The 21,520-nt window shown below is 37.9% G+C and carries 23 protein-coding genes and 2 other annotated features; of the genes, 20 read left to right on the top strand and 3 right to left on the bottom strand.

The window, feature by feature from the left end; translation table 11 throughout:
• The first annotated feature begins 163 nt into the window (after positions 1-163).
• The 4 genes from QRN68_RS21755 (at position 164) to metG (ending at position 4,787) form a co-directional block, all read left to right on the top strand.
• Positions 164-697, top strand: a complete 534-nt coding sequence (locus QRN68_RS21755; protein ID WP_285399148.1) for a sigma-70 family RNA polymerase sigma factor — start codon at positions 164-166, stop codon at positions 695-697.
• Entirely contained in the window at positions 690-1,703 is a 1,014-nt protein-coding gene (locus QRN68_RS21750; RefSeq protein ID WP_285399147.1) for a DUF4179 domain-containing protein, read from the top strand. Before QRN68_RS21755 ends, QRN68_RS21750 begins: the two co-directional genes overlap by 8 nt.
• Positions 1,704-1,819: 116 nt before the next feature.
• Positions 1,820-2,467, top strand: a complete 648-nt coding sequence (locus QRN68_RS21745) for an HAD hydrolase-like protein (protein WP_285399145.1) — start codon at positions 1,820-1,822, stop codon at positions 2,465-2,467.
• 124 nt (positions 2,468-2,591) lie between these two features.
• Positions 2,592-2,985: a binding site (T-box leader), on the top strand.
• Between the two features lie 167 nt (positions 2,986-3,152).
• A complete protein-coding gene (gene metG / locus QRN68_RS21740; RefSeq protein WP_285399144.1) occupies positions 3,153-4,787 on the top strand; it encodes a methionine--tRNA ligase in 1,635 nt (544 codons plus the stop codon).
• 46 nt (positions 4,788-4,833) lie between these two features.
• On the opposite strand, the gene QRN68_RS21735 is transcribed toward metG, so the two are convergent.
• Complete coding sequence (locus QRN68_RS21735) at positions 4,834-6,405, bottom strand: 2-isopropylmalate synthase (protein WP_285399143.1); 1,572 nt, start codon at positions 6,403-6,405, stop codon at positions 4,834-4,836.
• Between the two features lie 124 nt (positions 6,406-6,529).
• Positions 6,530-6,767: a binding site (T-box leader), on the bottom strand.
• A gap of 340 nt (positions 6,768-7,107) precedes the next feature.
• On the opposite strand from QRN68_RS21735, the gene QRN68_RS21730 reads away from it, so the two are divergent.
• Positions 7,108-7,857: an HAD-IIB family hydrolase gene (locus QRN68_RS21730; protein WP_285399142.1), complete on the top strand. Its 750-nt coding sequence runs from the start codon at positions 7,108-7,110 to the stop codon at positions 7,855-7,857.
• 228 nt (positions 7,858-8,085) lie between these two features.
• Here the strand turns inward: QRN68_RS21730 and QRN68_RS21725 are convergent, their stop codons facing one another.
• Entirely contained in the window at positions 8,086-9,780 is a 1,695-nt protein-coding gene (locus tag QRN68_RS21725) for a methyl-accepting chemotaxis protein (RefSeq protein ID WP_285399141.1), read from the bottom strand.
• A gap of 312 nt (positions 9,781-10,092) precedes the next feature.
• Here QRN68_RS21725 and QRN68_RS21720 point away from each other — a divergent pair, with 312 nt between their 5' ends.
• The 5 genes from QRN68_RS21720 to QRN68_RS21700 all read left to right on the top strand — a co-directional run bounded on the left by QRN68_RS21720 (position 10,093) and on the right by QRN68_RS21700 (position 13,355).
• Positions 10,093-10,587, top strand: a complete 495-nt coding sequence (locus QRN68_RS21720) for a DUF1648 domain-containing protein (RefSeq protein ID WP_285399139.1) — start codon at positions 10,093-10,095, stop codon at positions 10,585-10,587.
• A 107-nt stretch (positions 10,588-10,694) separates the two neighbouring features.
• Positions 10,695-11,351 carry a YdeI/OmpD-associated family protein gene (locus QRN68_RS21715; RefSeq protein WP_285399137.1) on the top strand — a complete coding sequence of 219 codons (657 nt, stop codon included), beginning with the start codon at positions 10,695-10,697 and terminating at the stop codon, positions 11,349-11,351.
• 148 nt (positions 11,352-11,499) lie between these two features.
• Entirely contained in the window at positions 11,500-11,937 is a 438-nt protein-coding gene (locus QRN68_RS21710; protein WP_285399134.1) for a DUF1801 domain-containing protein, read from the top strand.
• Positions 11,934-12,311 carry a VOC family protein gene (locus QRN68_RS21705; protein ID WP_285399133.1) on the top strand — a complete coding sequence of 126 codons (378 nt, stop codon included), beginning with the start codon at positions 11,934-11,936 and terminating at the stop codon, positions 12,309-12,311. The genes QRN68_RS21710 and QRN68_RS21705 overlap by 4 nt, the downstream gene beginning before the upstream one ends.
• Positions 12,312-12,371: 60 nt before the next feature.
• Complete coding sequence (locus tag QRN68_RS21700) at positions 12,372-13,355, top strand: GNAT family N-acetyltransferase (protein ID WP_285399132.1); 984 nt, start codon at positions 12,372-12,374, stop codon at positions 13,353-13,355.
• Between the two features lie 37 nt (positions 13,356-13,392).
• Here QRN68_RS21700 and QRN68_RS21695 read toward each other — a convergent pair whose 3' ends face one another.
• Positions 13,393-13,830, bottom strand: a complete 438-nt coding sequence (locus QRN68_RS21695; protein ID WP_285399131.1) for an Rrf2 family transcriptional regulator — start codon at positions 13,828-13,830, stop codon at positions 13,393-13,395.
• 190 nt (positions 13,831-14,020) lie between these two features.
• Here QRN68_RS21695 and hmpA point away from each other — a divergent pair, with 190 nt between their 5' ends.
• The 10 genes from hmpA to QRN68_RS21645 all read left to right on the top strand — a co-directional run bounded on the left by hmpA (position 14,021) and on the right by QRN68_RS21645 (position 21,180).
• Entirely contained in the window at positions 14,021-15,187 is a 1,167-nt protein-coding gene (hmpA, locus tag QRN68_RS21690) for an NO-inducible flavohemoprotein (RefSeq protein WP_285399129.1), read from the top strand.
• Positions 15,188-15,382: 195 nt separating this feature from the next.
• Positions 15,383-15,643 (top strand): metal-sensitive transcriptional regulator, encoded by a 261-nt coding sequence (locus tag QRN68_RS21685; RefSeq protein WP_285399128.1) that lies wholly within the window; start codon positions 15,383-15,385, stop codon positions 15,641-15,643.
• Positions 15,644-15,736: 93 nt separating this feature from the next.
• Positions 15,737-16,027 carry a rhodanese-like domain-containing protein gene (locus QRN68_RS21680; RefSeq protein ID WP_481817480.1) on the top strand — a complete coding sequence of 97 codons (291 nt, stop codon included), beginning with the start codon at positions 15,737-15,739 and terminating at the stop codon, positions 16,025-16,027.
• Between the two features lie 12 nt (positions 16,028-16,039).
• Positions 16,040-16,336: a rhodanese-like domain-containing protein gene (locus QRN68_RS21675; protein ID WP_285399125.1), complete on the top strand. Its 297-nt coding sequence runs from the start codon at positions 16,040-16,042 to the stop codon at positions 16,334-16,336.
• A gap of 97 nt (positions 16,337-16,433) precedes the next feature.
• A complete protein-coding gene (locus tag QRN68_RS21670; protein ID WP_285399123.1) occupies positions 16,434-16,829 on the top strand; it encodes a DsrE/DsrF/DrsH-like family protein in 396 nt (131 codons plus the stop codon).
• A 78-nt stretch (positions 16,830-16,907) separates the two neighbouring features.
• Positions 16,908-18,035: an MBL fold metallo-hydrolase gene (locus QRN68_RS21665; protein ID WP_285399121.1), complete on the top strand. Its 1,128-nt coding sequence runs from the start codon at positions 16,908-16,910 to the stop codon at positions 18,033-18,035.
• An 88-nt stretch (positions 18,036-18,123) separates the two neighbouring features.
• Positions 18,124-18,351: a sulfurtransferase TusA family protein gene (locus tag QRN68_RS21660; RefSeq protein ID WP_285399120.1), complete on the top strand. Its 228-nt coding sequence runs from the start codon at positions 18,124-18,126 to the stop codon at positions 18,349-18,351.
• A 55-nt stretch (positions 18,352-18,406) separates the two neighbouring features.
• Complete coding sequence (locus QRN68_RS21655) at positions 18,407-19,183, top strand: sulfite exporter TauE/SafE family protein (RefSeq protein WP_285399118.1); 777 nt, start codon at positions 18,407-18,409, stop codon at positions 19,181-19,183.
• Between the two features lie 12 nt (positions 19,184-19,195).
• Positions 19,196-19,900 carry a DsbA family oxidoreductase gene (locus QRN68_RS21650; RefSeq protein ID WP_285399116.1) on the top strand — a complete coding sequence of 235 codons (705 nt, stop codon included), beginning with the start codon at positions 19,196-19,198 and terminating at the stop codon, positions 19,898-19,900.
• A 329-nt stretch (positions 19,901-20,229) separates the two neighbouring features.
• Positions 20,230-21,180, top strand: coding sequence for a c-type cytochrome (locus tag QRN68_RS21645; RefSeq protein ID WP_285399114.1), 951 nt, complete (start codon positions 20,230-20,232; stop codon positions 21,178-21,180).
• The last annotated feature ends 340 nt before the right edge of the window (positions 21,181-21,520 follow it).

The following is a 21,520-nucleotide window of genomic DNA, read 5'->3' as shown; positions in this document are numbered from 1 at the left end:
AAAAAAGCTAATAATGCGAAGTGTTGATCAGGATTTTTTTACTGCGAAAGTTGAGATATTAAAAAATGGATGCCTCTATTTGTAAGAGGGGACATCTATTTTTTTTTGCAACGTTTTCCTTTTCTCAAACGACTTTAAAGTGAAGCTAGAAGGAGGAGATTCGGTGGATATACAAAAATTGGTTAAGAGCGCAAAAAGGGGGGATGATGAAGCATTTGAGCAGTTGATTGCTTTAATGCGTGAAAAATTATATCGTACTGCCTACTCGTACGTTCGAAATGAGCAAGATGCGCTTGATATTTATCAAGAATCTATTTATAAAGCCTATACAACATTGAAAACATTAAAGAATCCAAGCAGTTTTCCAGGGTGGATTATTAAGATTGCTGTTTATAAATCAATTGATTTTATTAGAAAAGATTCAAGAAAATTTACTTCAGGAGATGAGGAGTTTTTCGCAGAGTTAGCTGGAAATCAAAATATGGACAATGTTAATTGTTCATTGGATTTAAAAGAGGCTATTGAAACATTAGATGCCAAGTATAAAACGATTATGTGGTTACGCTTTTATCATGATTTCTCTGTCAAAGAAATTGCAAAAATGCTGGGATGTCCTGAGGGAACGGTGAAATCCTATATTAATAGAGCTAAGAAAGAGTTAAAACCAATCTTAAGGGAGGGCTACTTGTATGAGTAAGGAAAATAATAATGAACCTATTGATCGTATCGATATTCCACTTCAACAATTGCTGATGAGAGAGCAGGCGGCAATAAGTGCAGCAAAAAGGAAGAAGCTGAACATTAGAATTATAAAAACTCTTCTTGTTGCCTGTGGATTATGCATAGCACTACTAGGTTCGGGATTTTTCTCCCCTGCAATAGCGACTGCACTAGCCAATGTACCTTATATTGGAGCCATTTATGCTGAATTTGGGGATATTGCAGCAAAAAAAATTGAACAAAACCATTTGATGACAAAAATAGGAAATAAGGATACGCATGCAGGTCTTACAATGGCTGTTGAAGAAGCGGTATATGATGGTAATAGATTATTAGTTACGGTTGCTTATACAGGGCAGAATGGTGTTTCTTTAGAAGAAGAGGTTGCAGGTATGAGTGAGCTAACAATCAATGGGGAGCCAATAGATGTTGCGATAGGTTCTGTAGGTCAGGATGATATTGATAAAAACACAATTATTGAACATCATGAATTCACTTTATCAAATGCAGATATATACGGGGATAAAATTGAAGTTGCGTTAGATGGAAGAGATTTATTTGGCTACAAAGGTAATTGGCATGTGGATTTTACTCTTGAAAAATTAAAGGAAGAAGTTATTACCTTCCATCCAAATGTAAAATCTAGTACTAATGATGGGTTATATAAGTTAAACGTTGCACAGGTATCATTCACACCACTATCGACACGAATAGATGTCCTAGTAGATTATCCAAGAGAGTTAGACAAAAATGATAAATGGACATTTTTTGAGTATGAGGTGACTGATAGTGAAGGGGAGTTATACAATGGGGCTAATATACAAATGGGAGCGACCAAGGATTATGGACACCATATTATACTAGCACTTCCTCCTATGAAAAAAATACCGAAGTCTCTGACGCTTAAACCAGGTAAGAGGAATGAGCAAGGTTATTGGGAGGAAATAAAGGAATTAGAAATGGTAGTACCCTTAGAGCATTAAAAAATATGAACCTCCTTTAGTTTTAGGAACTAGAGGGGGTTCATATTATTTTAAATGACATTAAAGAGCAACAATAAAGAGTTGAAAACGTTCATAACATTAGAAGGGGTGATTTTATGAAAAAAGCAATTATTTTTGATATGGATGGTACTTTATTTCAAACAAATCTAATTTTAGAGCCTGCATTATCGGCAACGTTTGATGTGTTGCGTGCAAAGGGCTTGTGGCAGGGAGATACACCAATAGAGACATACCGAGAAATTATGGGTGTTCCATTACCTGTTGTTTGGGAAACGTTATGTCCAATGCATACGGTAGAGATACGTGAAGAGAGCAATGCATTATTCCATGTTAAGCTTATTGAACAAATTCGTAATCGCAAGGGTGCATTGTATCCAAATGCAGAGCAAACACTTGCTACTTTGGTAGAAAACTATCATTTATTCATAGCGAGTAATGGACAAGTTGAGTATTTACAAGCAATAGTAGAAACCTATCAATTACAACGTTTTATCAAAGGTACATATAGTATTCAGGCTGTTTCGAGTGGTCATAAATCTGACTTAGTGAAAAAGGTCATCGAGGAAAATGATATTCTAGGCGGAGCAGTTGTGGGAGATCGTTCTTCTGATATTCAAGCAGCTCGTGACAATCAACTGCTCTCGGTTGGAGTTCGTTTCGACTTTGCGCAGGAAACTGAACTACAAAATGCAGATATTGTTATTGATAATTTAAATGAATTACTCTATTTGAAGCTAGGATAAAAATTTTATCGACTACATTTTTTATTTTATCCACCAACTTTTTCATTTTATCGAGAACTTTCAGTCATTTATCGACATGCATTGCAATTCATATGGAAAAAGAGTAAAATGATGCCAATCTATAGTAAAAGCATTGATAAGGAAAAGTAAATTGGATAAGCATTATATAGAGAGCCTCTGTTGGTGGAAATGAGGTAAATGTCCCCTTTTGAAAATGACCTTTGAGCTTCGTACCGAAAGCAAGTTTGCGAGTAGATTACGACGAGATGGGCACTCGTTACAACAGCGGCAGTATCTCTCATTTCTTTGAGCAGGTGTTTAAACACCCGCCCAAAGAAATAAGCCTCCGGCGGATGTCACAGAATCGGAAAGGAGTTCTTTGTGCGAGCACAAAGCCGATTCCGGACGCAATTATGCCGAGGCATAATTGATAAAATGAAATGAGACGCACTGATGGAGGCAAATAGTGTGAGCTATTTGTAAATATAGGTGGTAACACGGGTAAACTCGTCCTAATCAATTTTGATTAGGGCGTTTTTTTTATCTTCATTCAGGACTTGCCCGAATGAAGATAAAGCCTCGGGTGGATGTCACGGATTTTGATTGTGCTAGCGCAATCAAAATCCAGACGCAATTATGCCGAGGCGTAATGGATCTACACTTTTTTCGAGGGGAGCAACTTAGGATGACGATTGTTATTGGAGGGGCGTGGCCATATGCAAATGGTTCATTGCATTTAGGGCATGTTGCCGCATTATTACCAGGTGATATTTTGGCTAGATATTACCGACAAAAGGGTGAAAAGGTTTTATATGTTTCAGGTAGTGACTGTAATGGCACACCGATTTCGATTCGAGCTGCGCAGGAAAACACGACAACGGAGGCTATTGCTAATCATTATCATGAGGAGTTTACAAGATGTTTCAATGATTTAGGATTTACGTATGATTTGTATACGAGAACAGACGCTAAGCACCATCATGATTCTGTTCAAACTATTTTTTTACAACTACTAGCGAACAATTTTTTATATAAAAAGAAAATCGAACAAGCATACTGTGAAACAGATAAGCAGTTTTTGCCAGATCGGTTTGTAGAGGGGATTTGTCCGAACTGTGGTGCGAAGGCACGAGGTGACCAATGCGATAATTGCTCAACGATTTTAGACCCACTCGATCTTATTGATAAGCGCTGCAAAATTTGTGGGACTGAGCCAATTATCAAGGAGACAGAGCATTTTTATTTTGCGTTTAGTCAGTTTCAAGGGAGGCTGGAGACTTATTTAGCAGAGGCAAAGACAAAAAAACGCTGGCGAGACAATGCTATAGGTTTAACTGAACGTTACTTGGCAGAAGGGGTTCCAGACCGTGCTGTAACGAGGGATTTACCGAATGGTATAGATGTGCCCGTACCAGGTTTTGAGGGCAAAAAGATATATGTGTGGATTGAAGCGGTAGCAGGTTACTTCACAGCAAGTATCGAATGGGCGAAGCAGCATCAAATAGCTATTGAAGATTTATGGAATGAAGAAACGATTTCGTATTATGTGCATGGTAAGGATAATATTCCGTTCCATACCGTTATATGGCCAGCCATTCTTATGGGGATAGGAGCAAAGGCATTACCTACACATATTGTATCAAACGAATATTTGACATTAGAAAAACGAAAATTATCAACGAGCCAAAACTGGGCGGTTTGGGTGCCATATATTTTGAGCCGCTATGATGCAGATTCTATTCGTTATTTTTTAACAATGAATGCACCAGAAAACCGTGATACTGATTTTTCTTGGCGAGAATTTATTTATAGTCATAACGGTGAGTTACTTGGCGCTTATGGAAATTTCGTCAATCGTACATTGAAGTTTTTAGAGAAATCCTTTGATAGTCAAGTGCCTCATGCTAAGGTAGATGGCACTATTCAAAAACATACGATTCAGCTCTTTAATGAGGTTGGGATTCATATTGAAGCGGGTCATTTCAAACAAGCTTTAGAGGCTATATTTGAATATATTCGTGCGGCTAATCGCTATTTTGACGAGCAACAGCCATGGCTACAGGTGAAAGACAATGTGGAAGCTGGAAATCAAACGCTAGCTACTTGTGTATATATTATTGCTAATTTTGGCCAATTGCTCCATCCATTTTTACCGTTTTCAGCTGAGAAGGTGAGAAAAATGCTAGGAATAGATGAAGTGGTGTGGCGTGAGCAAGTGGACTTACCAGAGAGCATTAACGAAGTGGCACCACTGTTTGAACGTCTTGATGTTGAATTGATTGAAGAGGAATATCAAAAGTTAGTGGAAGGCAGTCGGTAGGAAAAAAAGCAGTATGACTCAATTTTGTCATACTGCTTTTGACCATTTAATTCATAACAGGCGTTAATTTAGCGACCACAATACTATTGATAGCATTAATATAAGCTAGCGCACTTGCCTTTAAAATATCTGTATCTGCAGCTTTTGCTATATATTTTTCGCCTTCATGTTCGATTGTAATTTTTACTTTACCAAGCGCTTCTTTACCGCGCGAAACGCTATTAATATTATATTCCACAAGTTTTACATCAATGTTTGTAATTTCTGCGATAGCTGAATAAAGGGCATCAATTGGACCTGAGCCAACTGCACTTGCTTTAAATACCTCGCCACCTTTACGAACTTTTACACTCGCTGAAGGGAAACTTGTGTTGCTGACGACTTGTAAATCATCGAAGTCAAAGAACTGATCACTATAATGAGTGGCATTCGCATTGTTTGCGTCATGTTTTTCATAGTAGCTTTCCACAATAACGTATAAATCGTGATCGTAAACTTCTTTCTTTGCATCAGCCAGTTTTAAGAAGCCTTCGAAGATTCCTTCAAATTCATCTGTAGAAAGGTTTGAGAAACCAAGTTTTTCAAGGGCATTTTTCACCGCATGACGCCCAGAGCGAGCTGTAAGAACTAGCTCCATATCATCAAGACCTACATCTTCTGGATGCACAATTTCATAAGCATCACGAGATTTAAGAAGGCCATCTTGATGGATACCAGATGAATGGGCAAAAGCATTATCCCCAGTAATCGCTTTGTTTACTTGTACGTCTAAGCCCATAAAGCTTGAAACAAGACGAGACGTATTCATAATTTCTTTTGTGTTGATGCGTGTCTCAGCATTATATACAGAGCTACGTGTTTTCAGCGCCATGACGACTTCTTCTAATGCAGCATTACCTGCGCGTTCCCCAATTCCGTTAATGGTACATTCTACTTTATCAGCCCCGTTTTTAATTGCAGCAAGCGTGTTAGCAGTTGCCATACCAAGATCATTGTGACAATGAACACTTAGTAAAACGCTATCGTTTAAGTTTTTCATGCGCTCATTTAGTTTATAAATCATTGCCCCAAATTCTTCTGGCTCTGCAAAGCCGACTGTGTCAGGTACATTAATCATTGTTGCACCAGCCTTCATGACGGCTTCAATCGTTTTCCAAAGATACTCGAAATCAGAACGAGATGCATCTTCTGTTGAATATTGGACTTGTGGTAGAAGCGTTTTCGCATATTTTACTGCATCAACACCAATTTGTAGAATTTGATCTTTTGATTTGCTAAATTTTTTCTCAACATGAATATCAGAAGTACCAAGCACCATATGAATCATAGGATTTTCAGCGTATTTTACAGCGTTATAAACAGCGTCAATATCTGCCTGTACAGCACGTGCTAAAGCAGTGATCATAATGTCACTTGTATTACCAACTTTCTGTGCGACAGCTTTAACTGCATCAAAATCACCTTGTGATGAAGCAGGGAAACCAGCTTCGATAATATCGACGCCTAATTTTTTGAGTTGCTGTGCAATCTCTACTTTTTCGTATAAATTCAGTTTTGCACCTGGAACTTGCTCGCCATCACGTAAAGTTGTATCAAACACCCAAATTTTTCTTCCCATTTTCAAACACTCCTTTTGTAGTAGTTGTCATTATATTGATAGTCTCTGCCTTGCATAGTAGAGACGAAATCTACACCTAGGCCAATAAATTTTTGCAAAAATAAAAAACTCGTCTCTATAAAAATATAGAGACGAGTTTATGCTCGCGGTACCACTCTAATTGACCTTCTCTTTTCAGAAAAAGTCCCCTTATTGACAGCTATCACTGTCTATCCTGTTAACGGAGGAAACCGACATCCCTTACTCAAAGTTCAGGGAGTAGCTCATGGACGAGTTCAAAATGTGTGCCTATCGGTTTGCACCAACCACCGACTCTCTACAAGTACACATGCATTTCTACTATTTCCAATCTTGGCCTACAATGTGTTGTTGAAAGCAATAATACTTCGATATTGTCTGATTGTCAATAATATTCTAAAAATTATTTTTTTTCTGTCTTATAGGGAGCAACAATTTATTATGAAATCAACCCATGAAAAGCCCCTTTAATTTTGGTTCATCAAAGTTGATTGAAGTAGACGCTAGGCGACTCCTTGCGGCTCATCGGACATCCCCAGGAAGCTTTGCTCTGTGCGAAAGCGAAGCATCAGCAGAAACGGAAATCAGCACCAAATTATGATAATAATCATTATTTTCGCAATGAATGTAAATATTTATGAGATAATAAATGGGTAATTAATAGTTTAGAAAGAGGGCATGACAATGAAATTTGTATTTGATTTAGACGGTACGATTTGCTTTAAGGGTCAACCATTAAGTGAGGGAATTACTAATGCTTTAGAAGCTTGTATAGAGAATGGGCATGAAATCATTTTTGCATCAGCCCGTCCGATTCGTGATTTATTGCCTGTATTACCTGAAACAATGCGCAAATTTTCAATGGTAGGGGGAAATGGTGCATTTGTCGCACAGAACGGGGAAACTATTGAGGTAACAGCATTTGCAGCAGAAATAGTAGAAGAGATTCAAAACATTATTGCTAATTTTCAGCTACCGTATTTAGTAGACGGTGATTGGGATTATGCGTATACAGGTAGCGAAGCACATCCAATCTATCAAAATTTAGATCCATTAAAGCTTGCGAAAAAAGTAGCATTACAGGACCTTAAGGATATCGTAAAAATTGTATTATTTCCGGGAGAGCAACTTAATGAAATATTAGTAGCACTAAAAAAACTACCAATCTCGTTGTATGAACATACATCCGAAAACATTGTGGATATGAGCCCAAATGGCATAGATAAATGGAATGGTTTAACGAAGCTAGGTATCGCTGAAGGTGATTTTATAGCATTTGGTAATGACGCGAATGATGCGTCAATGTTTGTAAAGGCAAAAGAAAGCGTTTGTGTAGGTGAGCATAAAGTACGTGAGCTTGCATCTATACAAGTACCAAGTGAGGAAACAGCAGTGATCGAGATGCTAAATGTCTTAAATGAAAAGTATAAATAAGAGGCTCTATCTGATTAGATTTTAGTGCTACCCGAGCGGTAATTGAGATGTATAATGCGCTTTATGAAAAGTACAAATAAGAGGTGACGACAATGGATTTAAGCAGGGCTTCAATTAGACTTTAAAGAATTGAAAAAGTTATCTCCTCCCGAATGGTATTTAATTAACAAATACCATTCGGGGGATTATGGGACTTAGTGCCCAACATTAACTTTCAATTATACATTTTTACTCCACTTTAAAACGCGAAACCTGAGTTTGTAATTCTTCAGCCATGTTTGATAATGTGGCAGCAGAAGCGGCAACTTCTTCAATAGTTGCTAGCTGTTCCTCAGATGCTGAAGCTACATTTTGTAAGTTGGAAGAAGACATTTTTGCAATTGTTGCAATTTCATCGAAGGAAGCGTAAATCTGTTCAGCACTTGATGACATTTCCTCAGAAACTGTCGTTGCTTCTTGAATTTGATTGGATACATGTTCAATCAGTTCGACGATTTTTGAGAATCCTTCCTCAGCTATTCTTACAACTTGCATACCTATTTGAACCTCTTGTGTACCAGTATCCATTACTGTAACTGCACGATTTGTCTCTCGTTGTATTTCTGAAATCAGACTTGCAATTTGTTCAGCAGATTGCTTGGATTGATCAGCTAACTTCTTTACTTCTTCGGCAACTACAGCAAAGCCACGGCCCTGATCCCCTGCACGAGCTGCTTCAATTGCGGCATTCAGTGCTAGTAAATTGGTTTGCTCTGCGATAGCCGTAATGAGGCCAATAATATTTCCGATTTCAACGGAATGATTTCCTAAATTTTTCACAACGCTAGCAGATTCTAAAACGGCTGAATTAATTGTGTCCATTTGAGCAATAACACGTTGTAATGATTCATTCCCTTTGTTAGCTTCTGTATTGGTTTCTATAGCAAGCTCGGAAACGGCAGCCGTGGTTGTAGCTAATTGTTGAATGCCTTTTGTCATGTTTTTCATAGCCTCTGAGCTTTCAGTAGCATTTTTACCTTGAGCTTCGGAGCCACTTGCTACTTCTTGTATGGAGGAAGTAATTTGTTCTGTTGCTTGAATTGTTTGCTCAGCACTTGCCGTTAACTCAGCAGCAGAGCTACTTACCTGCACAGTGTTATGACGTACATTTGTAATAAGATCCTTTAAATTTAGCGCCATTTGATTAAAGGCTAGTGCTAAATCCCCGACTTCATCACGATTTTTTATGTGAATTTGTTCTGCTGTTAAATCGCCCTCAGCAATCTTTTTCGCAGCCTTTGCCATACCTTTAATAGGACGGGAAATAAGTCTTCCTATGACAAAAGCAATTATCAGACTAATGACAACAGCCAACACTCCAAGAATAATCATTTGGAATTTAATAGCTTCTATCTCTTTGGATGTAGCGGCGATTTCTCCTGCGATATACTCCTCTTGGTAGTTGGCAAGGTTTTCTACGCGGTCATCAAACTGTTTAATAATAAGGTGGCCTTGTGTGCTATCAAGCTTTTCATATTGCTCTGTTTCTCCAGCGGACTTTAATGAAAACATGCGATCTGCGAACTGTTGGACATCTTGCTCACTTTTTTGGATAGCCTCTAATAGTTCAATAGATTTTTTAGAATCGAATGATGCCATTAATTCATCGTATTTCTTTTTAAATTCTTCACGCGAATCGGTATTACTTTGAAAATTCTTTTTATCCCCAAGTAATAGATAACCTCTCATACTTACAATTTCTTGTTTAGCAATCACTTGTAGCTTTTGAATACTAAGAGATTTAGTTGTTTGTTCTTCGAGTAACACACGATACGTCTCGTTTACGGAATTAAGCTGTTTAATATTTAACCCGATTGTGCCAACTAACACTAAAATAACAATAAAAAAAGCGAGTATTAATTTCTTGTAGATCGTAAATCGCATAGAATTTAGTTTCCTTTCTCGGTAATTTAGTAGAAATGTTACAAAAAAATGAAATATGTATATACCATTTATATCAGATAATACGAATTTTACAAAGTATTATGAGTATTTTTACATTTGTTAATAGTGTTAAGAAAGAAGTGAATTATAGATAGAGTGATAAAAAAAGTAGAATAAATTGCTATTTCACTGTTCGCGGAAGCGGATAGTTACCGATATAACATTAACAATTATGACAATTTTCTCAAATTTGAAACTTAATGAGTTGGAGTAACGTAGAATAAATAAAGGAATAAGTGAAGGTGTGAGAAGATGTATAGACCTATTTTGAAATTGCCAAAAACGAAATATGAAAAGATATGGGACTGTATTGGTGGCGGGTTATTCGTGCTATCCATTCTTTATATTTTTGTAATGTGGGGCAAACTACCTGAGGAGATTCCTGGCCATTTTAATGGTGCAGGGGAAGTGGATCGTTGGGGTTCAAAAATGGAATTATTCATTCTTCCGTTTATCGGAATATTTCTATGGTGTTTGCTAGGATTACTTGAAAAAGCTCCGCATATGCATAATTACCCAGCACGTTTGAACGAAAGTAATGTAGAGGCATTTTATTTAAACAGCCGAAAAACATTAAATGAGGTAAAAAACTTCTGTCTAATATTATTTACAGTTATATCATACCAAATGGTACGTATTGCCCTTGGAGAGGCAGAGTCTCTTGGGTGGTGGTTCCTACCAATAGTGCTAATTGGAACAGCCATTCCGATTATTAAAGGAATAGTGGCCACTAGAAAAATAAAGTAAACCTCAAACGCCCGAGAAAATGTTCGAGCGTTTTTTTGTACGAAAATTTCACTAAATCAGCTATACTATCAAAACCAAGAGGAATAATTAGAAGAGGTGTTAAAGCTATGCAAAAGAAATTTAAACTTAAGGATGGATTATCCATTGCCATTCATCATCAACCAGAGGATTTGATTCTAGAAGGGATTTCCCAATCAGGAGATGCACCTTATGATCGTATTATTGCCTTTGTGTTTAATATTGATGAAATGGTAACGTATTTACAAAATGCACAAAAGTTAAACACTCTCGAAGAACAGGGCTATTTATTTTTTGTTTATCCGAAAAAGGGTAATAAGAAGTATGAACAGTTTATCCATCGTGATGAGATTTTTCCAGCTATTCAAGTGGACGAGGAAAAATATATTGTCGGCAGTGATTATAAATTTGCAAGTCTTATGTCTTTAGATGAGACATTTTCAATATTAAGTATTAAGAGAGATGGCAAAGGACGCGGCAAGAAGAAGACAGCGAGTAGTCAGTGTGTAAGTGATTATGAAGGGATGATTCCTCAATTGCGTGATGCTCTTGCGGAACATCCGGATGATTTAGCATTTTATGATGGACTAACACCGGGTTATCAAAAGGATTGGGCTCGTTATATTTATAGTGCGAAAAAGGAAGAGACGCAGGTTGCACGTTTAGAGGAGATGCGTGAAATTATTGGATTAGGCTACAAAACAAAGGAATTATATCGAAAGGCAAAGGCAGAGGGTAAAGCATAAATGACAAAGACGCTTCATTGATCATTTTAAGATGTCATATGGATGATGCTATATTCATTGTAAATTGGTCATCTTATGATTAGCCATTATGTGAAATAAGTAGGATTCATTAGATAGCAATAATACTATATTGAAGAGAGGGCAGAATATGAAAAACACATATATTGAACAAGTGGATGAAAAGTGGCGAGAGGGGTTTGCCAAACTTGTGGATGTGGTTGAAAGTAACTTACCAGAGGGTTTTGAAGAAAATATGTATTATGACATGATAAGCTATGTTGTCCCGTTATCTACTTATCCGAAGGGCTACCATTGTACACCGAATACTCCTTTACCCTTTATAAGTCTTGCTGCACAAAAACGTCATATTGCGGTTTATCATATGGGCATTTATGCAGATCAAGCGTTACTCTCGTGGTTCCAAGAGGAATATGCGAAACGAGTATCGACAAAGCTTAATATGGGGAAAAGCTGTATTCGTTTTACAAACACTAAAAATATTCCGTATGAATTAATTGGAGAGCTTGTTTCGAAAATGACACCAGCACAATGGATTACAAAATACGAGGGAGAGATAAATAAATGAAAAGTGCCACTACATTTCTAATGTTTCAAGGGCAGGCGAATGAAGCTATCCAGCAATATCAACAATGGTTTTCCGATTTACAGATCGAAAGTTTAACTTATATGGAAAATTCACAACAGGTTGCAATGGCTATCCTTCATTTAAAGGGTCTAAAAATTATGATGAATGATAGTGTAATCCAGCATAACTTTACATTTACACCGTCAACTTCTATTTATGTGGAATGTGATTCTGCGGAGGAAATCGGTAGTCTGGTTACTCAAATTTTAGAAGGTGGACAGGCGTTAATGCCACTTGATAATTATGGATTTTCTAAGCAATTTGCCTGGATTCAAGATCGCTTTGGTGTATCCTGGCAGCTAACGTATAATTGAAGTTGAATCAATCACACGTTTTGGTAAAGAGTCCAAAATATGTAAAAGGAGAATGGAATAATGACAGTAACTTTAGTGAGACACGATATAAAATATGCTGAAGCAATGCATGCGTTGTCTTCCATGCCACAGGTTCGAGATGCACTAGGGTTACCTGTTGGCAAAGTTGAAGATACGATTAACTTTATTAAACGGGAATGTGTGGATGAAGAGGCTGGAAAGACAGTTCCTCGTGTTGTCTTAGATGAGGAAGGACAACTTATTGGTGTGACGGCTTTAATGTTTATTGATCACAATAAAAAGAGTTGTCACATTGGCTCATGGCTAGGCTATGAATTTTGGGGGAAAGGCTATAATCTTGAATCAAAAGTTGCCATTTTAGATATAGCATTTTTTGAGTTAGGGCTAGAGCATGTTTTTGCAGGAGCTAGGAAGGTTAATATTCGCTCACAAAAGGCACAAGAGAAGTTGCCTTTTATTCGATTAGGAGTAGAAAATGATTACCCTCAGGAGCATTCATGGTTAGAGATTAAAGAAAAGCAACCATGTGTGTTAAATGTTTTTGAACGCAATGATTTTGTCCGATATCGTACAGCATTAAAGAAAGTGGAAGGCGAGAGGGAAGACTACTTACCACAATTATTATTAGCTGATGAAAGTGAAGCTGCTGTTCGAGAATATTTAAATGACGGTGAATTATTCGAAATTAAATGTGGTGAGCAATTAGCAGGTGTAGTGTTACTTCTTGCGCAGTCTGATACGACAGTAGAGTTGAAAAATATAGCGATTGTACCGAAGTATCAGGGGAAAGGGCTAGGGAAGGAAGTACTGCGACAAATCACAACAATTTGTCAATCTCAAGGATATAAAACGATCATAGTTGGAACGGCAAATTCTAGTATTGATAATATTGCATTTTATCAAAAAGCAGGTTTTCGTATGGAAGCCATTGAAAAAGATTTTTTCAGCAATTACCCAGAGCCAATCTATGAAAATGGAATACGTGCACTAGATATGATTTTCTTTTCTAAGGCATTAAAATAATGAAATACCCGTCCAACTTTGAGTTGTGCGGGTATTTTTATTTGCCGAGTAACAGTGCCATCAACTTTTCTTTCGAATGTAAAAAATCATCAAGCGTATAGCGATCTAGGACGGCTAAATAGGCTTGTAGTGCTTCGTACAACACGCCTTTTAGCTGACATTCTGGAGCGATTTTGCATAGATTATTTTCTTTATCAAAGCATTCGACAAGATGAAAATCCTCTTCAGTATGACGTACTATTTCGCCAATTGTTATCGTTGTTGGATCAATTGCTAGGCGAATTCCTCCACCTCGTCCGCGAATCGTTTCAATGTAGCCAAGGAGCCCGAGTTGATGGGTTACCTTCATTAAATGGTTTTTCGAAATATTATAGGCATCTGAAATTTCTTGGATCGTTGATAATTGGCCTTCTTCCTTCGCACCCAAATATATGAGTGTTCGAAGAGAATAATCTGTGTATAAAGTTAAGCGCATAAGAACACCCTACTTTCTATAGTTCAAAATAATTATAGCATTTTTACATTGAAGTATTAAAAATTCAATACTTTTTTAAAGATGTATTTAAAATACATTAATTATGTCCATTTTGTTAAAGATGTATTTTATATATTGCTTTAAGGGATTGATAGCGTTATATTGTAATCACGAAAGGATGGTAAGCGATATGTTAAAACAAGAAACAGTACAAATTATTAAAGCAACAGTTCCTGTATTAGAAGTTCATGGTGTAGAAATTACGAAGACGTTTTACAGAAATATGTTTCAAGCTCATCCAGAATTATTGAATATTTTTAACCATACAAACCAAGAAAAAGGTCGTCAGCAAACAGCGTTAGCAAACACGGTTTATGCTGCTGCAGTTCATATTGAAAATTTAGAAGCTATTTTACCAGCGGTTATGTTAATCGCTCATAAACACCGTAGCCTAGGTATTTTACCTGAGCACTATCCAATTGTTGGAGAAAACTTATTAAAAGCAATTAAAGAAGTGCTTGGTGATGCGGCGACGGATGACATTATTAATGCTTGGGCTGAAGCATATGGTGTCATTGCAGATATCTTCATTCAAGTAGAAGAAGAGCTATATCAAAAAGCTGAGGGTAATGGTGGATGGCGTTTATTTAAACCATTGAAAGTGGCGAAAAAAGTAGTAGAAAGTGATCTTGTAACATCTATTTACTTTGAAAATGAAGATGGTTCCCCTCTACCAGCTTATGAGCCAGGTCAATATATCAGTATTCGTGTGAAAGTACCGGGCGAAGAGTATTTAATGAACCGTCAGTATACGCTTTCGCAAGCGAGTGCTAAAGATGGCTATCGCATTTCTGTGAAACGTGAAAGTGACCATACGCCGAATGGAAAAGTATCAAACTTTATTCACGACGTGTTACAAGTTGGAGATTTAGTAGATGTAAGTGCTCCTGCTGGACTATTTGTTTTAGAAGAAACTTCTGCTCCAATTACTTTTGTAAGCGGTGGTATTGGTGTAACACCGTTAAATAGTATGTTGCAATCAATAGGTGATGATGCGGCAAATGAAGTGAGCTTTATCCAATGTGCGCGCAATGAAAAAGTTGTTGCATTTAGTGATGCTATTCAAGAGAAAGTGAATGCACTTCCAAATGCTACTTACACAGCGTTATATTCGGATGAAGACAAGTTACTTACAAAAGAATTATTAGCTGAAAAAGTAGCCGATAATGCAGAAGTTTACGTATGTGGACCTGTCGGATTTATGGAAGCAGTTATTAAAAATTTACATGAAATTGGCGTGAAAGACGAAAAAATTCATTATGAATTCTTTGGTCCAGCAATGCAACTAGCAAAATAATAATGATGATGGATTTCCCTGTTATGAGTAACGGCTCATAGCAGGGATTTTTTTTATTGACGGATAGGACAATGCTCTCCAGAGTGAGTGCTCCAAAAAAATCAAAGCCATTCATGTTGACAATATACCTAATGGGGTATATTATAAATCTCGTAAGCGAGTTCAATCGATCGTTTTGAAAGGGGTGTGAACAGTATGGCTTATGGATCTAAAACGGTTAATCGAGTGAAGCGTATAGAAGGTCAATTGCGTGGTGTCTTACGCATGATGGAAGAAGAAAAAAACTGTAAAGATGTGATTACACAGCTATCTGCCGTGCGTTCTGCGGTTGATCGGACTATTGGAGTGATCGTTAGTGAAAATTTACTGGAATGTGTATCGACTGCTGAAGGGGATGCCGAAAAAATGAATTCGGTCATCCAGGAAGCGATGGATTTAGTCGTGAAGAGCAGGTAAATTCAGTATACCCTTAATAGTATAAAAAGGAGGCGATACTATTTGGAAACATGGGTGATACTTGCTATCGTTATTGCGTTTTTGGTCTGGCGAATGAAGCCAGCGAAAGGTGTGCAGACAATTTCAGCGACACAATTGAAAAATATATTGAATGACAAAAATAAAGTATTTATCGATGTGCGTACACCAGCAGAGTATAAGGGACGTAATATCCCGCAATTCAAAAATATTCCGCTTGGTTCTAGCTTTGATAAACTACCGAAGGATAAAGAAATCGTTGTCATTTGCCAAAGCGGTATGCGCAGTAGTAAGGCGTGTAAGCAAATGAAAAAACAGGGTTTTGAGCGTGTAACAAATGTCCGTGGTGGCATGAGTGCATATTAGGAGGAGAATAGTATGAAGGCAATTTCAGCAAAGGAAGTACAACAGGCTTTAGAGCAAGGTCAGGCATTAAATTTAATCGATGTACGTGAAATAGACGAAGTGGAGTCGGGACATATTCCGGGTATCATTCATATTCCACTAGGCTTACTTGAATTTCGTATGCATGAGCTAAATAAAAATGAACCGTATGTTATAGTCTGTCGATCGGGTGGTCGCAGTGGCAATGCTACTCAATTTTTAGAAAGCCAAGGTTTTGATGTAACAAATATGGTTGACGGTATGCTTGCATGGGAAGGGGAAGTACGGTAAGGGAATGTAGGGGAACTGTAGCGTTTGCTATATTTTTTTAGTAAAAATAATACCCGATTAGGTATTTATTGAAAAAACATTTAGGAGGAATTAATTTATGTCAAATAAAGTAGCGATCATTGCAAGTAACGGTGGTCTTTTCGATGCGTATAAGGTGTTCAACATTGCAACAGCAGCGGCGGCTTCTGAGAAGGAAGTAGCCATCTTCTTCACATTCGAAGGGTTGAATTTAATTCATAAACAAGGGATGCAAGCATTACCTATGCCTGCTGGAGCAGAGCGTTATGAAGAAGGCTTTGCTAAGGCCAATGTGCCGGCGATTCCACAATTAGTGGAAATGGCGCAGGAATTAGGTGTGAAATTTATCGCATGTCAAATGACGATGGATGTAATGAGTTTAACGACAGATGATTTTATTGATGGTATCGAGGTTGGGGGAGCTGTGACGTTCTTAGAGTTTGCAAAAGATGCAGCGCCGTCATTAACATTCTAATTTAACTAGCTATACAGGCGGAGGTGGCTTCTTTCCGCTAAAAAAATCGATAGAATTATACTGCGGGGGGTAAGTGGAGTGTCAGTTCTGAAATGGAGCGCAGCACAAGTAGCGAAAAAAGTAATTAATAATGAAGAATTATTTATTTTAGATGTTCGAAATACAGATGCATTCGCAGATTGGAAAATTGATGGGCGTAAATTTGAATACCTTAATATTCCGTATTTTGAGCTGTTAGATGGTGTCGAGGATATTTTATCGAAGATTCCAGCTAACAAAGAGGTGTTAGTCGTTTGTGCGAAAGAAGGATCGTCGATGATGGTAGCTGAGATGTTATCGGAAGCGGGACGTACAGTGGCTTATTTAGAAGGCGGAATGAAAACGTGGAGTGAATATTTAGAACCGATTAAAGTGGGCGATTTAACAGGTGGTGGTGAGCTTTATCAATTTGTACGTTTAGGGAAGGGCTGTCTTTCTTATATGGTCATCTCAGAAGGAGAGGCAGCTATTATTGATGCTGTACGTTTTACAGATGCATTCACGAGCTTTGCGGATGTTAAAAATGTAAAAATTAAATATGTATTTGATACACATTTGCACGCTGATCATATTTCTGGTGGGCGTCATATCGCAGCTGTAACTGGCGCAACGTACTATTTACCACCGAAAGATGCAGAAGAGGTTGTGTTTGACTATACACCTTTAATTGATGGAACAACTGTACAAATCGGCGCCTCCAAAATAGATGTTGGAGCGATTTATTCACCTGGACATACAATTGGTTCAACGTCATTTGTTGTGGACAACAAGTATTTATTAACTGGAGATATTTTGTTTATTGATTCAATTGGACGTCCGGATTTAGCGGGTCTTGCAGAAGATTGGGTAGGTGATTTGCGCGCAACACTTTACGAGAGATATAGAAAATTATCAGACGAACTAATTGTTTTGCCAGCTCATTTTATGATTATTGATGAATTAAATGAAGATGGAACTGTTGCAAAACGACTTGGACAATTATTTGCAGAAAATCACGGCTTAAATATTCAGGATGAAGTTAAATTCCGTAGCGTTGTAACTGATAATTTGCCTCCGCAGCCGAATGCATATCAAGAAATTCGCCAAGTGAATATGGGGAAGATTACCCCGGCACAAGATGAGCAAACAGAGATGGAGATTGGTCCGAATCGCTGTGCAGTTCGATAGTTTGTAATATCCCGTTTTCGTAAAGTCATGAAAAAAATCAGAACCGGCAAAATTGCTTACAAGTTTGCCGTTCCAAAGGAGAAAAAACATGAAATCAAACTTACAATTAGATGCAAAAGGATTATCTTGTCCAATGCCTATAGTGAAAATAAAAAAATCTATTGATACATTAGCTTCGGGTGAAATTTTAGAGGTTCAAATAACGGATAAAGGAGCTCTAGCGGATATCCCTGCTTGGGCGAAAGCTGGCGGTCATACAATCTTAGACAAATCTGAAGATGCTGGTGTCATGACATTCTTTATTCAGAAAGCTTAAGGTTATGAGGGTTTTCGAGGTTTAGAACAACCCTTCTTTGAAGGAAGGAGAAAAGATGGATTTAGCATGGGTCGTTACAATATTTTTGATTGGCTTTGTGGGCTCGTTTGTATCGGGAATGTTAGGGATTGGCGGGGCGATTATAAAATATCCAATGTTATTATATATCCCGCCTTTATTTGGTTTTGCTGCATTTTCAGCACATGAGGTATCAGGTATTAGTGCGGTAGAAGTATTTTTTGCCTCTATCGCTGGGGTATGGGCATATCGAAAAGGTGGCTATTTAAATAAATCACTGATTATTTATATGGGTGGTGCCATATTAGTAGGGAGCTTCATTAGTAGTTATGGCTCCCGATTTTTATCTGAAGCTGGAGTGAACGTCGTATATGGTGTACTGGCGTTGATTGCTGCAGTTATGATGTTTATTCCGAAAAAGCAAATGGACGACAAGCTGTTGGATGAAGTGACGTTCAATAAACCGATAGCGGCCATATTAGCGTTTATTGTTGGTATTGGATCGGGGATTGTCGGGGCAGCTGGTGGCTTCTTGTTAGTCCCTATAATGCTAGTAGTATTAGGTATACCAACACGTATGACAATCGCTACAAGCCTTGCTATTACCCTTATATCCTCGATAGGTGGGACAATGGGAAAATTGATGACGGGACAAGTTGATTATTATCCTGCATTCATTATGATTGTAGCTAGTTTAATAGCAGCTCCACTAGGTGCAAGAACAGGGAAAAAATTAGATACGAAAGTTTTGCAAGGTAGTTTAGCGGTGCTCATTTTAGCAACTGCCATTAAAATTTGGGTGGATATATTGTAGGAGGCTTAGTAAATGAGAATTGAGATTTTTTCAGATTTTACATGTCCGTTCTGCTACATTGGCAAACGAGAATTGGAACATGCCATTGATTTGGCAGGCTATTCAGGGCAGGTGGAAATTGAATACAAAGCATATCAAATTGGTTCAGATACGCCTAAGGAAAATGCACCAACTTTATATGAGAGTATGGCTGTAAAATATGATTCAACGATAGAGGAAGTAAAGGAAATAACTAAGGGCATAGCAATGCGGGCCGAAGAGGTTGGATTACATTACAATTTTGAAGATATGAAAACAGCCCATACTGAAAAAGCTCATCGATTGGCAAAATGGACAAAGCAGTTTGAGAAAGAGGAAGCCTATACAGAGGCACTTATGAGTGGCTATTTTACAGAAGGAAAAGACTTAAACGAGGATACATTTTTATTAAAAGTCATTAAAGATTTAGACTTAGATGTTGAAACGGCGAAGAGTGTTCTTGCATCAAAGGACTTCAGTGAAGATTTGGATAAAGATCGATATGATGCAAAGCAGCTAGGTGTACAAAGTGTACCGTTCTTTGTTTTTGAAAATCGTTACGGTATTAAAGGTGCAGAGCCGAATGAGGTTTTCGTACGAACTTTACATCAAGCGGCAGAGATAGCAGGTATTCAGCCGGTGTTAAAGATGGTAGGCAAGGGTGAAGCTACTTGTGTTGATGGTGAATGTAAATTATAAGGGAACTCTAAAATGCCGGGTACAATGCTGTACTCGGCATTTTAGAGTGTTGAGAATTTATTATACCGATGAGACAGCAATAAAGGTTTTATGTGCGAAAGCGAAGCGTTACCGTAAGACAGCGATAATTACGCTAGGGTGAAAGAGAATATCAGGTAACTAAACATACTACAAGAGGTATTAAGTCTGGATTTTTGTGTTATAGAACAATAAAATTTGAAATTTTATCCTCAAAAGGGTTCTATTTGCGTGAAGTGTGAGGAAAATCACATCGAAAAATATGCTGTTTTGCTAAAATATAGGTGAATATACAAAGGGGGGTATTGTAGATGAAAACTATAGTAGCGGGAGTAGCGGGGACAGTATTATTAGCAGGTACACTTTTTGTGGGGGCAGTCATTAGTGACAAAATTTTAGGAGATGCTAACGGAGAAAGCAAAGAAGCCGCAGAACAGACAAAAATACCAACAACAGGAGCTGCTCAGTCAGTTGTCTATGCACCGCCGAGTATGGAAGAAGTACCGGATGGACCTATGAAAGAAACGATATTATACGGCTATGAACTAGTTAATAATACACATGTTGCTGCAGAAGAGTATGTTGGGAATCAATTATCTTGCACAAGCTGTCATGCGGGGGCTGGCATCGATGAGCAAGCTGCGTCATTAGTTGGTGTTACGGCGAATTATCCGCAATATATTGCACGTTCAGGTGATGTTGTAACGATTGAAGAGCGTATTAATGGTTGTATGGTTCGTAGTATGAACGGTAAAAAGTTTGACATGAACAGCGAAGAGTTAGAAGCTATGGTCTCGTACTTCACCTATATTTCAGAGGGCGTACCTATTGGGGCAGAGCGTGAATGGGCAGGTACAAGTACCATGAAAAACGTGCCTATACCAGACGTAACGAACGGTGAAGAGTTATATGCCCAGTCTTGTATCACTTGCCACGCGGTTGATGGTTCTGGTACTGGCGCTAATACAGGTCCGGCATTATGGGGTGAAAAATCATTTAATGATGGAGCGGGTATGGCACGTATGTCAAAAATGGCTGGCTACATTAAAACTAATATGCCAATCGGTGCAGCTGGAACTTTGACAGATCAAGATGCCGCTGATTTAGCAGCCTATATTTTATCGCAGGATCGACCTGAATGGGCAAATCATGATAAAGATTGGCCAAAAGGTGGACGTCCAAATGATATTATGAATAAAGAAAAGCGGGACCAAATTAAAAATGGCACAATAGATTGGGAGCAAGTGCTTTCTGCAAAATAAAAGAGGATGCTACGAATTGACAGCATTTTTTACGAGCAACATCGAAAATTAAAGAAATGAATACAAAGATTAACGGCACAGTGCTAGTGACCGCTTAAACCTTTCAATGCTTTTTACCTTTAGATGATCTTTGTCTAAAGGTATTTTTTATTGCTTACTAAATCTACGTCTGAGGTTTTATGGGCGTCTTATCCTTAAATTGATATATTTAGAATCATCATTGAAAGTTGTGGATGGCATTTATTACAACGTTATGTCATGTATTTAAGTTGATCTTCGTTCCGACTGGGCGACTCCTTGGGGATTAGCGTCACAGATGAGACCCTGGAGCGAGCATCGC

This window comes from Lysinibacillus sp. fls2-241-R2A-57 (genome assembly GCF_030209535.1).
GTDB lineage: Bacteria > Bacillota > Bacilli > Bacillales_A > Planococcaceae > Lysinibacillus.
The sequence above is the reverse complement of the archived record's forward strand: the minus strand, read 5'-3'. Positions and strand labels throughout refer to the sequence as shown.

Coding starts and splice junctions, on each gene's coding strand:
- QRN68_RS21750 (WP_285399147.1), top strand. CDS start 690: ATGAGTAAGGAAAATAATAATGAACCTATTGATCGTATCGATATTCCA.
- QRN68_RS21745 (WP_285399145.1), top strand. CDS start 1,820: ATGAAAAAAGCAATTATTTTTGATATGGATGGTACTTTATTTCAAACA.
- metG (WP_285399144.1), top strand. CDS start 3,153: ATGACGATTGTTATTGGAGGGGCGTGGCCATATGCAAATGGTTCATTG.
- QRN68_RS21735 (WP_285399143.1), bottom strand. CDS start 6,405: ATGGGAAGAAAAATTTGGGTGTTTGATACAACTTTACGTGATGGCGAG.
- QRN68_RS21730 (WP_285399142.1), top strand. CDS start 7,108: ATGAAATTTGTATTTGATTTAGACGGTACGATTTGCTTTAAGGGTCAA.
- QRN68_RS21725 (WP_285399141.1), bottom strand. CDS start 9,780: ATGCGATTTACGATCTACAAGAAATTAATACTCGCTTTTTTTATTGTT.
- QRN68_RS21720 (WP_285399139.1), top strand. CDS start 10,093: ATGTATAGACCTATTTTGAAATTGCCAAAAACGAAATATGAAAAGATA.
- QRN68_RS21715 (WP_285399137.1), top strand. CDS start 10,695: ATGCAAAAGAAATTTAAACTTAAGGATGGATTATCCATTGCCATTCAT.
- QRN68_RS21710 (WP_285399134.1), top strand. CDS start 11,500: ATGAAAAACACATATATTGAACAAGTGGATGAAAAGTGGCGAGAGGGG.
- QRN68_RS21705 (WP_285399133.1), top strand. CDS start 11,934: ATGAAAAGTGCCACTACATTTCTAATGTTTCAAGGGCAGGCGAATGAA.
- QRN68_RS21700 (WP_285399132.1), top strand. CDS start 12,372: ATGACAGTAACTTTAGTGAGACACGATATAAAATATGCTGAAGCAATG.
- QRN68_RS21695 (WP_285399131.1), bottom strand. CDS start 13,830: ATGCGCTTAACTTTATACACAGATTATTCTCTTCGAACACTCATATAT.
- hmpA (WP_285399129.1), top strand. CDS start 14,021: ATGTTAAAACAAGAAACAGTACAAATTATTAAAGCAACAGTTCCTGTA.
- QRN68_RS21685 (WP_285399128.1), top strand. CDS start 15,383: ATGGCTTATGGATCTAAAACGGTTAATCGAGTGAAGCGTATAGAAGGT.
- QRN68_RS21680 (WP_481817480.1), top strand. CDS start 15,737: ATGAAGCCAGCGAAAGGTGTGCAGACAATTTCAGCGACACAATTGAAA.
- QRN68_RS21675 (WP_285399125.1), top strand. CDS start 16,040: ATGAAGGCAATTTCAGCAAAGGAAGTACAACAGGCTTTAGAGCAAGGT.
- QRN68_RS21670 (WP_285399123.1), top strand. CDS start 16,434: ATGTCAAATAAAGTAGCGATCATTGCAAGTAACGGTGGTCTTTTCGAT.
- QRN68_RS21660 (WP_285399120.1), top strand. CDS start 18,124: ATGAAATCAAACTTACAATTAGATGCAAAAGGATTATCTTGTCCAATG.
- QRN68_RS21655 (WP_285399118.1), top strand. CDS start 18,407: ATGGATTTAGCATGGGTCGTTACAATATTTTTGATTGGCTTTGTGGGC.
- QRN68_RS21650 (WP_285399116.1), top strand. CDS start 19,196: ATGAGAATTGAGATTTTTTCAGATTTTACATGTCCGTTCTGCTACATT.
- QRN68_RS21645 (WP_285399114.1), top strand. CDS start 20,230: ATGAAAACTATAGTAGCGGGAGTAGCGGGGACAGTATTATTAGCAGGT.